13 protein-coding genes, 1 other RNA gene and 1 other annotated feature are annotated in these 16,981 nt (G+C 36.2%); of the genes, 12 read left to right on the forward strand and 2 right to left on the reverse strand.

The window, feature by feature from the left end; translation table 11 throughout:
- Positions 1-4 precede the first annotated feature (4 nt).
- The 5 genes from ACSVDA_RS12750 (at position 5) to ACSVDA_RS12770 (ending at position 5,005) form a co-directional block, all read left to right on the forward strand.
- Positions 5-181: a hypothetical protein gene (locus tag ACSVDA_RS12750; protein ID WP_214480410.1), complete on the forward strand. Its 177-nt coding sequence runs from the start codon at positions 5-7 to the stop codon at positions 179-181.
- Positions 182-256: 75 nt separating this feature from the next.
- Positions 257-548, forward strand: a binding site (T-box leader).
- Between the two features lie 50 nt (positions 549-598).
- Positions 599-1,870 (forward strand): histidine--tRNA ligase, encoded by a 1,272-nt coding sequence (gene hisS, locus ACSVDA_RS12755; RefSeq protein WP_485883698.1) that lies wholly within the window; start codon positions 599-601, stop codon positions 1,868-1,870.
- Positions 1,871-1,880: 10 nt separating this feature from the next.
- Positions 1,881-3,653, forward strand: coding sequence for an aspartate--tRNA ligase (gene aspS / locus ACSVDA_RS12760; protein WP_485883700.1), 1,773 nt, complete (start codon positions 1,881-1,883; stop codon positions 3,651-3,653).
- Between the two features lie 64 nt (positions 3,654-3,717).
- Positions 3,718-3,903, forward strand: a non-coding RNA gene (gene ssrS, locus ACSVDA_RS12765) — 6S RNA.
- Positions 3,904-4,237: 334 nt separating this feature from the next.
- The gene (locus ACSVDA_RS12770) at positions 4,238-5,005 is read left to right on the forward strand and encodes a tRNA threonylcarbamoyladenosine dehydratase (protein ID WP_485883702.1); all 768 of its coding nucleotides are present in this window, start codon (positions 4,238-4,240) and stop codon (positions 5,003-5,005) included.
- Between the two features lie 85 nt (positions 5,006-5,090).
- On the opposite strand, the gene ACSVDA_RS12775 is transcribed toward ACSVDA_RS12770, so the two are convergent.
- Positions 5,091-5,813, reverse strand: coding sequence for an RsfA family transcriptional regulator (locus ACSVDA_RS12775; protein ID WP_485883704.1), 723 nt, complete (start codon positions 5,811-5,813; stop codon positions 5,091-5,093).
- A 336-nt stretch (positions 5,814-6,149) separates the two neighbouring features.
- On the opposite strand from ACSVDA_RS12775, the gene adhE reads away from it, so the two are divergent.
- Together adhE and pflB are read left to right on the forward strand one after the other, a co-directional pair.
- The gene (gene adhE, locus ACSVDA_RS12780; RefSeq protein ID WP_485883706.1) at positions 6,150-8,753 is read left to right on the forward strand and encodes a bifunctional acetaldehyde-CoA/alcohol dehydrogenase; all 2,604 of its coding nucleotides are present in this window, start codon (positions 6,150-6,152) and stop codon (positions 8,751-8,753) included.
- A gap of 15 nt (positions 8,754-8,768) precedes the next feature.
- Entirely contained in the window at positions 8,769-11,024 is a 2,256-nt protein-coding gene (gene pflB, locus ACSVDA_RS12785) for a formate C-acetyltransferase (protein WP_485883708.1), read from the forward strand.
- 115 nt (positions 11,025-11,139) lie between these two features.
- Here the strand turns inward: pflB and ACSVDA_RS12790 are convergent, their stop codons facing one another.
- A complete protein-coding gene (locus ACSVDA_RS12790) occupies positions 11,140-12,435 on the reverse strand; it encodes a replication-associated recombination protein A (protein ID WP_485883710.1) in 1,296 nt (431 codons plus the stop codon).
- 509 nt (positions 12,436-12,944) lie between these two features.
- Here ACSVDA_RS12790 and cymR point away from each other — a divergent pair.
- From cymR to ACSVDA_RS12815, 5 genes are all read left to right on the forward strand, one after another.
- Complete coding sequence (cymR, locus tag ACSVDA_RS12795) at positions 12,945-13,361, forward strand: cysteine metabolism transcriptional regulator CymR (protein ID WP_485883712.1); 417 nt, start codon at positions 12,945-12,947, stop codon at positions 13,359-13,361.
- A gap of 95 nt (positions 13,362-13,456) precedes the next feature.
- A complete protein-coding gene (locus tag ACSVDA_RS12800; RefSeq protein WP_485883714.1) occupies positions 13,457-13,609 on the forward strand; it encodes a hypothetical protein in 153 nt (50 codons plus the stop codon).
- Positions 13,610-13,651: 42 nt separating this feature from the next.
- Positions 13,652-14,797, forward strand: a complete 1,146-nt coding sequence (locus ACSVDA_RS12805; protein WP_485883716.1) for a cysteine desulfurase family protein — start codon at positions 13,652-13,654, stop codon at positions 14,795-14,797.
- 28 nt (positions 14,798-14,825) lie between these two features.
- Complete coding sequence (mnmA, locus tag ACSVDA_RS12810) at positions 14,826-15,938, forward strand: tRNA 2-thiouridine(34) synthase MnmA (protein WP_485883717.1); 1,113 nt, start codon at positions 14,826-14,828, stop codon at positions 15,936-15,938.
- A 213-nt stretch (positions 15,939-16,151) separates the two neighbouring features.
- Positions 16,152-16,805, forward strand: a complete 654-nt coding sequence (locus ACSVDA_RS12815) for a tetratricopeptide repeat protein (RefSeq protein WP_485883719.1) — start codon at positions 16,152-16,154, stop codon at positions 16,803-16,805.
- Positions 16,806-16,981 lie beyond the last annotated feature (176 nt).

Genomic DNA, 16,981 nt, shown 5'->3' on the forward strand with positions numbered 1-16,981 from the left:
TATTGTGAGATATAGTGAGAAAAGTGCGATTAGTGGAAAAGAAGGCAACCAATTATTCGGTGTGGACTTCCACGACTTTATTCAAAGAGAGAATGATTCTACATTAATAGAATTAGCGTCGGAGTATGGATTAGCAGTGAAAGATATAAAAAAACTAAAAAAACATCTGCACAGATCATAATAATTATCGAATTCTCTTGACAAGTTTTCTGTTCATACGTATGATAATATAAAATTCTTTCTGAAAATAATATTGAAGCAACCAGTGAAAGAGAATAGTAGTTAAGGATTCACATGAAAAGAGAAGAAATGCCATTAGGCTGAAAGCATTTCATCATGCTGACTTAACGAATGAACACTCTGGAGGTTTCTCTCTGAAAAATTATTAATTGTTATTTGAAAGTGGTCAACTGTTTTTGAGCATTTACAATTAACAAGTTTTGACTAGGAGAAGGACGTAATCAGGCGTTAACTGACTAAGTGGGAGCAGATGTAATTTGCTTCAACTAGGGTGGCACCACGGGTAAATGATAACTCTCGTCCCTACGAATAGTAGGGATGGGAGTTTTTTATTTTGGTTAATTTAGGAGGAAAATGTATGTCTTATCAAATACCAAGGGGAACACAGGATATTCTCCCAGATGAAGTTGAGCGATGGCAATATGTTGAAGAAAAAGCTAGAGAGTTGTGTGGAAAATATAATTACAAGGAACTCCGGACGCCAGTTTTTGAACATACAGAGCTATTCGCTAGAGGGGTAGGAGAAACAACAGATATCGTTCAAAAAGAGATGTATACATTTGAAGACAGAGGTCAAAGAAGTTTAACTTTAAGGCCTGAGGGTACAGCATCGGTTGTTCGAGCTTTCGTAGAAAAAAAGATGTACGGGAGTCCTAATCAACCTACAAAACTATTTTATATTGGTCCAATGTTTCGTTACGAAAGACCGCAATCAGGAAGGTTTCGTCAATTTGTACAGTTTGGCATAGAAGCGCTCGGTAGTAATGACCCTGCAATTGATGCTGAAGTAATTGGGATAGCAATGGACTTATACAAAAGCTTAGGGCTTACTAATTTAAAGCTTGTTATCAACAGCTTAGGTGATCAAGAAAGTAGAGTGGCTCATCGTGATGCCCTTATTAAGCACTTTGAACCTAAAATTGAAGAGTTTTGCACCGATTGTCAAACTAGATTAGAGAAAAATCCATTAAGAATTTTAGATTGTAAAAAGGATCAAGGTCATGAATTGATGAATTCAGCACCTTCCATATTGGAATATTTAAATGAAGAATCAAAAATATATTTTGATAAAGTTCAAACGTATTTAACAAGCTTACACATTCCCTTTGAAGTAGATGCTCGCCTAGTTCGAGGATTGGATTATTATAATCATACCGCATTTGAAATAATGAGTAATGCAGAAGGCTTTGGCTCTATTACAACTTTATGTGGTGGTGGTAGATATAACGGTTTAGTACAGAGTATTGGTGGGCCAGAAACACCTGGTGTTGGGTTTGCGCTAAGTATAGAACGGCTGTTAGCAGCAATTGATGCCGAGAAAATACAGCTTCCTATAACGAGTCACATCGATTGTTACGTTGTTACGCTAGGAGACAAAGCGAAGGATATGTCAGTATCCCTAGTACATCAATTACGGAATGCTGGATTAATTGCGGAGAAAGATTATCAAGATAAGAAGTTAAAAGCTCAATTCAAAGCGGCTGACAGGTTACAAGCAAAATTTGTTGCTGTATTAGGTGACGAAGAGATAGAGAGAAACGTAATTAATGTAAAAAATATGAGTACTGGTGAACAAAATGAAATAAATCTGAATGATTTTACGTCATATGTAATGGAAAACATACAATAGGGGGATTCTTATGTTTGGAAGATCATATTTTTGTGGGCAAGTAACAGAGCAGGCAATTGGAGAGAAAGTAAAATTAAAAGGGTGGGTACAAAAAAGACGTGACCTAGGTGGCTTAATATTTATTGATTTACGTGACCGTACGGGAATCGTTCAAGTAGTATTTAATCCAAAAATGTCTCCTGAAGCTTTAAGTATAGCAGAGAAAGTAAGAAATGAATTTGTTCTTCATATAGATGGTAATGTAGTAGCTCGTGAAGAGGGCACGATTAACGAAAACCTTAGTACTGGAAAAATTGAAGTACACGCAGAACAGGTTACAATTATTAATTCAGCAAAAACACCTCCTTTTGTAATTGCTGATCAATCAGAGGTTTCTGAAGATACCCGCTTAAAGTATCGCTACCTAGATTTTCGAAGACCGGTTATATTTGATACGTTAAAAATGCGCCATAATATTACGAAATCAATTAGATCATATTTAGATGGTGAAGAGTTTATAGATATTGAAACGCCAATTCTAACAAAGAGTACACCAGAAGGAGCGCGTGATTATTTAGTACCTAGTCGTGTTCATGAGGGAGAGTTTTATGCGCTGCCACAATCACCTCAATTATTTAAACAATTGTTAATGGTAGGTGGCATCGAAAAATATTATCAAATTGCACGTTGTTTCAGAGATGAAGATTTACGAGCAGATCGCCAACCTGAATTTACTCAAATTGATATTGAAACTTCCTTTATGGATCAAGAGGATATTATTTCGATGACAGAGCAAATGATGTCAAAAGTCATGAGTGATGTAAAGGGCCTGGAAGTATCGCTTCCGTTCCCACGTATGACCTATGACGAAGCTATGAATAGGTTCGGTTCTGATAAACCTGATACGCGCTTTGAGATGGAGCTAATAGACTTATCGGAACAAGTTCAGGACTGCGGATTTAAAGTGTTTTCAGGGGCTGTTAATTCTGGTGGTCAAGTCAAAGCACTTAATGTGAAAGGTGCTGCGAACTCTTTTTCTCGAAAAGATATAGATGCTCTTGCTGATTTTGTTAGTGTTTATGGCGCAAAAGGGTTAGCTTGGTTAAAAGTAGAAGAAGAAGGGCTTAAAGGACCTATTGCAAAGTTTTTCAGTGAGGAAGAACAAAGTGGCTTTATTTCTTCTTTAGAAGCTGTTGCAGGAGACTTATTATTATTCGTAGCTGATAAAAAAGCAGTTGTGGCAGATGCTCTTGGTGCATTGCGCATAAAGCTAGGAAAAGAATTAAACTTAATTGATGAAAATAAGTTTAATTTCCTGTGGGTAACAGACTGGCCTTTATTAGAGCATGATGATGAAGAAGGGCGTTATTACGCAGCACATCATCCTTTTACAATGCCTGCTCGAGAAGATATTGAATTGTTAGATACAGACCCTTCTCGCGTAAAAGCTGTAGCATATGATTTGGTGTTAAACGGCTATGAATTAGGTGGAGGGTCACTGCGTATATATGAAAGAGAGTTACAAGAAAAAATGTTTAAAGCTTTAGGCTTTACAGAGGAAGAAGCTAACGAACAATTTGGCTTTTTGATGGAAGCATTTGAATATGGGACACCACCTCACGGAGGTATTGCTTTAGGTTTAGATCGAATTGTCATGATCTTAGCAGGTCGTTCAAATTTACGTGATACGATTGCTTTTCCGAAAACTGCTAGTGCTAGCTGTTTACTAACAGATGCACCTGGAGAAGTAAGCATTGAACAATTAGCTGAACTTAATTTAGCGCTAACTGTGAAAAAAAGCTAATATGTCCAATATTTCCTCAACTTGATAACTGTAAATTGGTGTGATATTATAATAACAGAACTTGAAAGTCCTGATGTGTTCGTCTTATAACCTATTGTTTTGACCGAACAATAAGTTATACGGGAGCTTGAGTTTTCAAACAGCGTACATGCCTTCTGGATTTTAAGGACGTACTAACATTTGGAACAGGGCACCCACCTGCGGAGTGCGGGATCAAAACGAAGGCATCGACGGCACAATTGGGACTTCCGTTATAATAAAATAAAAAAGGTAAACCCTATACATGATGTGTAGGGTTTTTGTATCTATTAAAAGTACATAAATACTATACATTTGTAACAGACATAGCTTGAAAATCATACAATGGGCTGTTTTCCTAATAAATAAAAATGTTTACAGCTACAGTTTGTTGCAACTTTTGTTCTAGATTACGATGGCAACGGTCCAAAACGACTTTTTGCCAATACTGTTACATTTTGTATCTTGACGAAAAAATGATGTTCAAATCTTGTATTTATTATAATTTATGATATTATTTTTATCGGAAAACCTTGAATAAGTTTGTGACAAACGGAGTTGAGAATATGCTACATCAATTTTCTAGAAATGAATTAGCGATTGGGATAGAAGGATTAAACATTTTAAAAAATAGCACAGTGGCAGTACTTGGAATTGGTGGTGTAGGGTCATTTGCAGCTGAAGCACTAGCTCGATCTGGTGTAGGAAGGCTTGTATTAGTTGATAAGGATGATGTTGATATTACAAATGTAAATCGACAAATTCACGCGTTACTCTCAACAGTTGGTAAGCCGAAAGCTGACCTTATGAAGGACCGTATAAAAGATATTAATCCAGAGTGTCAAGTGATTGCGTTGAAAATGTTTTATACAGAGGAGACGTATGAGGAGTTTTTTAGTTATGGAATAGATTTTGTTATAGATGCGTCTGATACGATTTGTTACAAAATCCATTTAATGAAGGAATGCTTGCAGAGGGAGATTCCAATTATTTCAAGTATGGGTGCAGCAAATAAAATGGATCCTACACGTTTTAAAATAGCTGATATTTCTAAAACGCACACTGATCCTATTGCAAAAGTTATTCGAACGAAATTACGTAAAGAGGGTATCCGTAAGGGGATTAGAGTAGTGTTTTCTGATGAGAGTCCTATTGTGATTCGGGAGGATATTCGCAAGAAAATTGTTCCTGATGAAAATACGCCTATTAGAAAAGCTAAAATGCCACCATCATCCAATGCATTTGTTCCATCAGTAGCAGGGCTAATAATGGCAAGTCATGTGGTTACTGAACTGTTAACAGATATACCAATTAAACGAGTAAATCAGGGTTAAACATACTCTACATTTAACGGAGCTCGGCTTGGACCTTCTCGTTTCGACAATGACAAAAGCGTGGTCTAAAGATAGACCACGTTTTTTATTTAGCTAATTGTTCCAAGTTTCCGTTTTTATCCATTCTGAAAGCCGGAGACGGTCTTTCTTCATTATCATCAAATAAAACCATTTTCCGTGCTCGATCCATAATTTGTACTAATGCTTGATAGTCTTCTTGTATCATAGATTGCTTTTCGGACATTTTTTCAAGCTTTATAACTAGTTCTTTATTTTGCTTTGAAAGAGTTTGGTTTTCTTGTTGCAATTGTACATTTTCTTGCTGTAATCTCATTGAATGTTGATCTTGTACTTTAAGTTCTTTTAAATAAGAAATGCAATCTTCTAGAGATATTGAATTTGATCCAGCTGATGATTCTATAGGAGGCACTGATGTAGTCACTGGCGTAGTCAACAACTCTGTCGTGAACTCATTATTTAGATTATAGGTCTCTACTGGATTGCTATCATCAACTGTAGTAATCTGTGGTAGTGAAATTGTACTAGGAAGCTCATCTTGCTTCTTTAATCTGTCTAACGCTCTCTTTCTTTCTTTTCTTTGCTTTTTCGCAATGGCGATAGCTTGATCATACTTTCCTCTTACTTCCGCGTTCCACCGAAAACCACAAGCAGCAGAAGTTCGGTTAAGCTTATCACCTACTTCTTCGAAGGCTGATAACTGAGTTCCACCTTCACGAATATAGCGAAGTACTGTTTCTGCAAGTAATAGGTCTTCTTCATGAGACCATGCATCTTGACGAACTTTCACATAAACACTCCTATCTTCTGAAAAATTTAATTTACTATATAGTAGATTTTCTATTAATAGAATGGACGGCTATTATAATTTTTATACATTTACTAGTTTTTTTAAACATTAAAAGGTGTAAAAAGTGGGGAATATAAGTTTAATAATGTATGTGAAATTATTCACAATGTCGTCAAATTTAATGTAACTATTCACAACATATCGATAGTATAATAAATGTGTAAGATAATTAGTTAATTTAGTAAAAAACGTAGGTATCAAGTAAGTAGCTTTTTTTTAACACTCACATGTGAAAACATTCACAAACTTTAAGCGAGAAATTAGGAGGAGTTTCAAATGGCTGTTGAAGAAAAAGTATTAAAACAACAACAAGATGTTTCAAAAATGATTAATTCTTTAGTTGATCGTGGTTCTAAAGCGTTAAAGGAATTTCGCAATTATGATCAAGAAATGATCAATGACATAGTAAAAGAAATGGCTTTAGCAGGATTAGATCAACATATGCAATTAGCTAAGCTAGCAGTTGATGAAACAAAACGTGGTGTTTATGAGGATAAAATTATTAAAAATATTTTTGCTACAGAATATATTTATCATAACGTTAAATATGATAAAACTGTCGGCATTATTAATGATAATGAACACGAAGGGGTAATCGAAGTTGCAGAGCCAGTTGGTGTTGTTGCTGGTGTAACACCCGTAACAAATCCAACATCAACAACGATGTTTAAAGCAATTATTGCAATTAAAACTAGAAACCCAATTATTTTTGCTTTCCACCCATCTGCACAAAAATGTAGTAGTGAAGCTGCAAGAATTCTTCGTGACGCAGCAGTAAAAGCAGGAGCACCTGAAGGTTGTATTCAATGGATAGAAACGCCATCTATCGAAGCAACAAAACAATTAATGAATCATGATGGGGTTGCGATCGTCTTAGCAACAGGTGGTCCAGGAATGGTTAAATCAGCTTATAGTACTGGTAAACCTGCGTTAGGTGTAGGTGCTGGTAACGTACCTTGTTATATTGAAAAATCTGCTGAGGTGAAACGTTCTGTAAATGATTTAATCTTATCAAAAACATTTGATAATGGTATGATTTGTGCTTCTGAACAAGCTGTTATTATCGATAAAGAAATTTATGATGAAGTGAAAAAAGAAATGATATATCATTCTTGTTATTTCTTATCAGAAAACGAGAAGAAAAAAGTAGAAAAACTTGTTATTGATGAAAACAAATGTGCTGTTAATCCAAACATCGTAGGTAAACCAGCTTATGAAATTGCCAAAATGGCTGGTGTAGAAGTACCAAAAGATACTAAAATTCTAATGGCTGAATTAAAAGGTGTAGGTGAAGCTCACCCACTTTCAAGAGAAAAGCTTAGTCCAGTTCTAGCATGTTATAAAGTTAATAATACAGAAGAAGGGATTACTCGTGCAGAAGAAATGCTAGAGTTTGGAGGTCTAGGTCACTCTGCTGTAATCCATTCTGAAGACCAAGAAACCATTGAAGCTTATGGAAAACGTATGAAAGCATGTCGTGTCATTGTGAATGCTCCATCTTCACAAGGGGCAATCGGAGATATTTATAATGCATATATTCCTTCATTAACATTAGGATGTGGATCTTACGGTAAGAACTCTGTATCTTCAAATGTTGGAACAGCGAACTTATTAAATGTCAAAAAAATTGCGAAAAGGAATGTCAATATGCAATGGTTTAAGCTTCCACCAAAAGTTTACTTTGAAAAGCATTCTACTCAATATTTAGCAAAAATGCCTGAAATCTCAAAAGCTTTGATTGTAACGGACCCAGGTATGGTGAAGCTTGGCTATGTTGATAAAGTTCTTTATTATTTACGTAAACGTCAAGATTACGTCCATTGTGAAATTTTCTCAAATGTTGAGCCAGATCCATCTATTGAAACAGTGATGAAGGGTGCAGAAATGATGAAGGAATTCCAACCTGATGTCATCATTGCACTTGGCGGTGGATCAGCGATGGATGCTGCAAAAGGAATGTGGTTATTTTACGAACACCCAGAAACAACGTTCCATGGCTTAAAACAGAAATTTTTAGACATCCGTAAACGTACGTTCAAATATCCTAAACTAGGAAACAAAGCTAAATTTGTTGCAATACCAACAACTTCAGGAACTGGATCTGAGGTAACACCATTCTCTGTTATTACAGACAAGAAAAACAATGTCAAGTATCCGTTAGCAGATTATGAATTAACACCAGATGTTGCAATCGTAGATCCACAGTTTGTTATGACAGTTCCGAAGCACGTAACTGCAGATACTGGTATGGATGTTTTAACACATGCAATTGAAGCATACGTTTCTAATATGGCAAATGATTATACGGATGGTTTAGCGATTAAAGCTATTCAACTAGTATTTGAATATTTACCAAAAGCTTATCATAATGGTGCAGATGAACTTGCAAGGGAGAAAATGCACAATGCATCTACAATTGCAGGTATGGCATTTGCAAATGCATTCTTAGGTATTAATCATAGCTTGGCACATAAAATGGGTGCAGAGTTCCATATTGCACACGGTAGAGCAAATACATTATTAATGCCACATGTTATTCGTTTCAATGCAACAAAACCGAAAAAGTTTACAGCATTCCCTAAATATAAACATTTCATTGCTGATCAACGTTATGCTGAAATTGCTAAAGCATTAGGTTTACCAGCACGTACAACTGAAGAAGGTGTAGAGAGCTTAATCCAAGCGGTAATTAAATTAGCGAAAGAACTAAATATTCCTATGAGTTTACCTGAAAATGGTGTAGATAAAAAAGAATTTGAGGAAAAAGTGGCAATTTTGGCAGACAGAGCATTTGAAGATCAATGTACACCAGCAAATCCAAAGTTACCATTAGTTACTGAATTAGAAGAAATTTATCGTCAAACATTCAAAGGAGTATAATTTGGGGGGATTAGGATGAACAGGTTGAGTACGATTCCAACGGAAGTTGCTTGGAAGAACTTCAAAGAAGGAAAATGGCTGGATTCCATAGATGTACGAGATTTTATTCAAACAAATGTTACACCCTATACGGGCAAGGAAGATTTCCTTGCCCCCCCAACTCTAAAAACCACTCAACTTTGGGATAGAGTATTAGAGTTGATGAAAAAGGAACGGGACAATGGTGATGTACTTGATATTGATACACGGACAGTATCAACCATTACTTCACATGAGCCAGGGTATATTGATAAAAATCTAGAAAGCGTTGTAGGGCTCCAAACGGATGAGCCTTTAAAACGTTCCATCCAACCTTTTGGTGGTATCCGTATGGTAAAAGATGCTTGCGAGGCTTATGGGTATGATCTCGATACAGAAGTAGAGAAAACGTTTACTGAGTATCGAAAAACACATAATCAAGGGGTCTTCGATGCTTATACTCCAGAAATGAGGAAGGCACGTAAAGCTGGTATCATTACTGGGTTACCAGATGCATACGGACGAGGAAGAATTATCGGTGATTATCGCAGAGTAGCATTATATGGTGTCGACCGTTTGATGGATGAAAAAAGAAAGGCTCATGCTCGATTAGAGAATGATTTAATGAGTGACACAGTTATCCGTGATCGTGAAGAGATTTCTGAACAATTTAGAGCATTACAAGAGTTGAAAGATATGGCTGCATCATACGGGTATGATATATCAAAACCTGCAGTAAACGCTAGGGAAGCAATTCAATGGCTATATTTTGCATACCTTGCAGCGATAAAAGAACAAAATGGCGCTGCGATGAGTCTCGGTCGTGTATCTACATTTTTAGATATATATTTTGAAAGAGACTTACACAATGGGGTACTAACTGAATCAGAAGTCCAAGAATTAGTTGATCATTTTGTAATGAAGCTACGTCTTGTGAAATTTTTGCGTACTCCTGATTATAACGAATTGTTTAGTGGTGACCCGACGTGGGTAACAGAATCGATTGGTGGTATGAGTCTTGACGGACGTCCACTCGTTTCCAAAACATCATTCCGCTTCCTACACACGCTTGACAATCTTGGACCAGCTCCTGAACCTAACTTAACAGTACTTTGGTCGACTGAGCTTCCAGATCATTTCACAAGATATTGTTCAAAAATGTCAATAAAAACAAGTTCCATTCAATATGAAAATGATGATTTAATGCGTAAAGAATACGGTGATGATTACGGTATTGCATGTTGTGTTTCTGCCATGAAAATAGGTAAACAAATGCAGTTTTTTGGAGCACGTGCTAACTTGGCGAAGGCATTACTATATGCAATTAACGGTGGGATAGATGAAAAATCAGGTGTACAAGTTGGACCAAGCCTTGATCCAATTACTTCAAATATCTTAGATTATGAAGAAGTATTGAAAAACTATGATGAAATGTTAAATTGGCTAGCGAAGCTTTATATGAATACCTTAAATATTATACATTACATGCATGATAAGTATTCTTATGAGCGCATTGAAATGGCACTACATGATGAGGAAATATTACGTACTATGGCTTGTGGCATCGCTGGCTTATCGGTTGTAGCAGATTCTTTAAGCGCAATAAAATACGCAAAAGTAAGACCTATTCGAAATGAATATGGAATCGCGGTTGATTTTGAAATTGACGGAGATTATCCACAGTTCGGTAACGATGACGATCGTGTTGACACGATTGCAACAGAGTTAGTTGAGACATTTATGAATAAACTTCGTCTGTATCCGACGTATCGTTCTTCTGTGCCGACACAATCTATATTAACTATAACTTCAAACGTTGTGTACGGGAAAAAAACAGGTACAACACCTGATGGAAGGAAAGCCGGCGAGGCGTTTGCACCGGGCGCCAACCCGTTACATGGACGTGATAAAAATGGAGCGTTAGCATCATTAAACTCCGTTGCAAAGCTTCCTTATGAAGATTGTCTAGATGGAATCTCTTGTACTTTTTCAATGGTTCCAAATTCTCTAGGCAAAGAAGAGCAAACGAGAATCAATAATCTTGTTTCTATCTTAGATGGATATATGGCACAACATGGTCACCATATAAATGTTAACGTGTTTGAACGTGAACAGTTACTTGATGCAATGGAACATCCGGAAAAATACCCACAATTAACAATACGTGTTTCAGGTTATGCTGTGAATTTTATTAAATTGACACGTGAACAACAAATTGAGGTTATAAATAGAACATTCCATGAAAGTATGTAAGTGAAAAAAGGGAGAATTAAAATTGCGCATTATTTAATTCTCCCTTTACATATTTATTTTTTTGTTTTAGGTAGTATAGATGGCATTTTGCATGTAATCATTCAGGTATTAAAGTTTACTTTCCATCAAATAGATCTTTAAGCCGTTCATATACTTTAGCGTATTGTTTTTCTTGTCCACTTTGTTTAGGCTGAAAGTACTCCTTACCCTTTAGCTCATCAGGAAGATATTGCTGCTGTACCCACCCGTTAGGATAATCGTGGGGATACTTATAACCAATTCCATGCCCCATCGATTTAGCTCCTTTATAATGCGCATCTCGTAAATGTAAGGGGATTTCACCTGTATAACCTTTTCTAACATCTTCTAGTGCCATATCAAGAGCTTTATATGCACTGTTTGTTTTCGGAGACAAACATTGATCAACAACGACGTTAGCTAATGGAATTCTTGCTTCTGGTAAGCCGAGTCTTTCAACTGCTTCGCATGCAGTAACCGTTCTTACTGCTACTTCTGGAGCAGCGAGAGATATGTCTTCATAGGCAATGACAATTAGTCTTCTACAAATTGAAGTTAAATCTCCACCCTCTATTAACCGAGCTAAATAATGAAGTGCTGCATTTACATCGCTACCCCTAATACTCTTTTGCAAGCAAGATAATAGAGAATAGTATAAATCACCTTTCTTGTCGTGAGAAAAACCTTTATTTTCAACACATTCCTCTATTGTTTTAATAGGTACGATGATTTTTTCCACGTCTACCTTTTTTGATGCAATTACTACATCCTCTAGAATATTTAATGCTGAGCGTGCATCACCGTTAGTTGACTGAGTAATTATTTCAAGAGCTTCATCAGTAATTTCAATGTCTAAGCTACCTAAGCCTCTTGTTGAATCAGCCAATGCTCTTAATAGTAATGTCATCATATCTTCTCTAGAAATACGTTGTAATTCTTTTATTTGACCACACCTGCTTCTAATCGCTGGATTTACATCATGAAAGGGGTTCTCCGTAGTTGCGCCTATTAAAGTGATTAAACCTTTTTCAACATGAGGTAAAAGATAGTCTTGCTGTGCTTTATTAAACCGGTGGACTTCATCGATAAATAAGATTAAACTTCCTTCAACTTCGGCTTGTCTAACAGCATTTTCTATATCTTTTTTGCCTGCTGTAGTTGCATTAATAGCAAGGAAGGGCATACTTACCGTTCCGGCAATTGCTTTGGCAATCGACGTTTTCCCAATACCAGGTTCTCCATATAACAATATTGAGGGCACATGTCCATTAACTATCATTTTATATAACGCCGTTTTTGGTCCAATTATATGTTGCTGGCCAACAATTTCGTCTAAATTCCTAGGTCTCATTCGAAATGATAACGGGGATTCAACCAATGATTCGAATAACAAAGTAATCATCTCTCCTACTTTTTGGAATCTTTGTTCTTGTACTAGGATGTTAATATGTATTACAATACACTATTATGGTATAATGGCAAATGCTTAATATTAAATATGTAGACTCTTTTCGTAAGCATTGATGTTTTAAGTATGAAGTGATTTTATTCTATTGGCATATTTTAATGAAGAAAAGGTGCCACGAATAGTGATTAACGAATTGTACGTACAACAACAATGCATCCGAGAAAAGCCGTCTGTAACTTTACAATGGTTAGCTGTCAACCATTTTATGATATAAATTTTGATTGTGAACGGGACTTAATGACTTCGATAATGTCTAGTCCATACACCATCGGCTAGCGGTTATAAGCTAATACGACAAGAAGGCGATCTTAAATGCATTCTCGTAGGTTCGTCCTATGCTTATCACCAGGATCAAGATGACAATTTCACCGTTGCCCACAGGCGTGGGGAAATCTAGTGTCTAAGCATTTCTTATTTGTGGAGGGATATAAAGGATGAAGATTTCGACAAAAGGTAGGTATGGACTTACAATAATGATTGAATTGGCCAAGAAATATGGTGATGGTCCTATTTCATTAAAATCTATCGCTAAAACTCATGATCTATCCGAACATTATTTAGAGCAATTGGTTGCTCCTTTACGCAATGCCAGGCTAGTAAAAAGTATTCGAGGAGCGTACGGTGGATATGTGTTAGCAGATGATCCAGCAAAGATAACTGCTGGTGATATTATTAGAGTTTTAGAGGGACCTATTAGTCCAGTTGAGGTTTTAGATGATGAAGAGCCTGCCAAAAGGCAGTTATGGATACGAATTCGTGATGCTGTAAAAGACGTCTTAGATAATACTACACTAGAGGATTTAGCAAGTTACAGTGGTGGAGATCAAGAGTCTTACATGTTTTATATATAAGTTGCTTGTGCATTTCATGGTAGTCTAGCTTCAGCGACTATCTCCTCGAGGTCACTTCGCCATTTCACCTGAAGCAAAAAGCGTCTTCATGTGAAATGACTCCAGTGCTTGTCGGGGATGAGCAAGCCGCTTACGCATTTCATGGTAGTCTAGCTTCAGTGACTATCCCTTCGAGGGTCGGGGATGAGCAAGACGCTTACGCATTTCATGGTAGTCTAGCTACAGCACCTATCCCCTTGAGGTTCTAGGTTGAGCATGTCGCTTGCGCATTTCATTTAAGGAGGAATACAATGGAAAGAATATATCTTGATCATGCGGCAACTTCTCCAACTCATCCAGACGTTGTTAAAGAGATGAGCCCATATATGAGTGAAATTTTCGGCAACCCTTCTAGTATTCACTCCTTTGGCAGAGAAAGTCGACAAGCCATAGATGATGCTAGACAAACAATCTCTGCTAGTATTGGTGCGAAGTCAACAGAAATTATTTTTACGAGTGGTGGTACGGAAGCAGATAATTTAGCTCTAATTGGAGTTGCATTAGCAAATAAACATCGAGGTAACCATATAATTACAACTAAGGTTGAGCATCACGCTATTTTGCATACTTGTGAATATTTAGAAACCCAAGGCTTTAAGGTTACGTATTTACCAGTGCAGGAAAACGGCATTGTTTCTATTGAAGATGTAAAGGCATCATTGACAGATCAAACAATTCTTGTGTCAATGATGTTAGCTAATAACGAAGTTGGTACAATACAACCAATTAAAGAGTTAAGTGAAATTGTAAGAGCAAATGGTGCGTATGTTCATTCAGATATAGTACAGGGGTATAATTTGTACCCTATTAATGTCGATGATCTTGGTATTGATTTATTATCAGTTTCAGGGCATAAAATTAACGGCCCAAAAGGTGTTGGGTATTTATACGTTCGTTCTGGAGTGAAGATTACTCCGAGCGTACATGGTGGTGAACAAGAGAGAAAGAGACGGGCAGGCACTGAAAACGTGGCGAGCATTGTTGGTCTTAAGCATGCTGTTCAATTAAGCGACATAGGCAGGAATGAACGCTTTAAGTCATATAGCAGCTATAAAAAACAAATGATAGATATATTCAAACGAGAAGAAATTGATTTTAGCATCAATGGAGATATTGAATTGACTGTACCAAACATATTAAATGTTAGTTTTGCAGGAGTAAGTGTCGAGGCTTTACTCGTTAACTTAGATCTTATTGGTATTGCTGCTTCCAGTGGCTCGGCTTGTACTGCCGGTTCTGTTGATCCATCGCATGTTCTAGTAGCGATGTTTGGGAAAGATTCGGAGAGGGTACAATCTTCGATCAGGTTTAGTTTTGGTTATGGAAATAATGAGGAAGAAATTAGAAAAGCAGCATATGAAATAACAAAAGTTGTGAAACGAATAACAAAATATTAAACATTATTATATAAATGAGGTGAAAGTAATGAGCAAAGCTCCTAACGATACACGTGTAGTTGTTGGTATGTCGGGTGGGGTCGATTCTTCGGTTGCTGCATTGCTGTTAAAAGAACAAGGTTATGATGTAATTGGTATTTTTATGAAAAATTGGGATGATACTGATGAAAATGGTGTTTGTACAGCAACTGAAGATTATAACGATGTCATTCAAGTATGTAATCAAATTGGTATTCCCTACTATGCAGTTAATTTCGAAAAACAATATTGGGATAAAGTATTTACTTACTTTTTAGATGAATACAAAGCAGGTAGAACACCTAACCCAGATGTAATGTGTAATAAAGAAATTAAATTTAAAGCCTTTTTAGATCATGCACTAGCTTTAGGAGCCGATTATGTGGCGACGGGTCATTATGCTAGAGTTGCAAATCGTAACGGAGAATATAAAATGCTCCGTGGGGTAGATGAAAACAAAGACCAAACTTATTTTTTAAATCAACTAGGCCAAGAGCAACTTTCTAAAGTACTCTTTCCTCTTGGTGAAATTAATAAAAGCAAGGTTCGTGAAATAGCCCAACAAGCTGGATTAGCAACAGCAACGAAAAAAGATAGTACGGGAATTTGCTTTATCGGTGAACGCAACTTTAAAGAATTTTTAAGTAATTATTTACCTGCTCAGCCTGGGGAAATGCAAACATTATCAGGTGAAATAAAAGGAAAGCATGACGGTTTAATGTATTATACGATTGGCCAACGTCATGGTTTAGGTATTGGAGGAAGTGGTGAACCTTGGTTTGTAGTAGGAAAGGATCTAGAAAAAAATATTTTATTCGTTGACCAAGGTTTTCATAATGATTTGTTGTATTCGGACGCAATTTTAGCTACGAATGTTAGTTGGGTATCCGATCATGAAATAACAGATACACTAAAATGTACTGCGAAATTTCGTTATCGTCAACAAGACAATGCTATTACAGTCCATAGAATAGATGATAATAATGTCAAAATTATTTTTGATGAACCTATTAGAGCAATAACTCCAGGACAGGCAGTTGTTTTTTATGATGGAGACGAGTGCCTAGGTGGCGGAACCATTGATATTGTATACAAAAATGGCGAAGAACTAGATTATGTGTAGTAATATATTATCGAAAAAGCTTCACCTCCGCTTATGCAGAGGTGAAGCTTTTTAGGTTTAGGTGCAATACAACCTTATACGTTTTAGTAACAATAAAATTCTGTTATGATTGATGGATTTACAACTTTGATGAACGTAACAGTGCCATCAAAGTGTACTAAGGCACTAGTATCATTCCTATGCTATACTAATAGCTAATTGGAGGTTTTAAAAATGGTTGATAATAATAAGCTAGGAATTCAATATATGCAAGAAGGAAAATATGAAGAAGCTGCAAAGGTATTTAATAAAGCTATTGAAGATTCACCAAAGGATCCGATAGCATATATCAATTTTGGGAACTTGCTTTCTGCCTTAGGTGAAAATGAAAAGGCGATAGCTTTTTTTAATAAAGCAATTGAGCTTGATGAAAATAATGGTGCTGCTTATTACAGCACTGGTAACTTACACTACAATAATGAAAAATATGTAGATGCAAAGAATATGTTCGAAATAGCCATGAAAAAAGGTTTAACAAACTCTGATACTTATTTTATGCTAGGGATGTCGTTGTTACAATTAGATCAACCCAAACTTGCTTTACCTTATTTTCAAAGAGCAGTTGAACTAAATGTCGATGATGCCGAAGCAAGGTTTCAATACGGCTTATGTCTTGCGAATGAAAATCTTATTGATCAAGCCATGGAACAGTTTCAACAGGTTATTCATTTAGACCCTAAACATGCGGATGCATATTATAATTTAGGTGTTGCGTATGCATTTAAAGAAAATGGTGAGGAAGCTTTAGCGATGTTTAATAAGGCATGTGAGATTCAACCTGATCATGTATTGGCTGCTCATGGAAAAAAAATAATAGAGCAAACTTAATGTTTTCATAATAAATTTTATTCATTGCTAGGAATGTTTCTAAAGCAATTAAACGAGAAGTATTTTTGTGCTTTTAGCATTAATATATAAAGGAAAGATGCCACGAAATGAATATGAAAAGTAACAATTCAAACGTAGATAACTTAATAATATTTTATGTTTAAGTCCAACTCTAT

It is taken from the genome of Cytobacillus sp. Hm23 (assembly GCF_051842895.1).
Classification (GTDB): domain Bacteria; phylum Bacillota; class Bacilli; order Bacillales; family SM2101; genus Nanhaiella.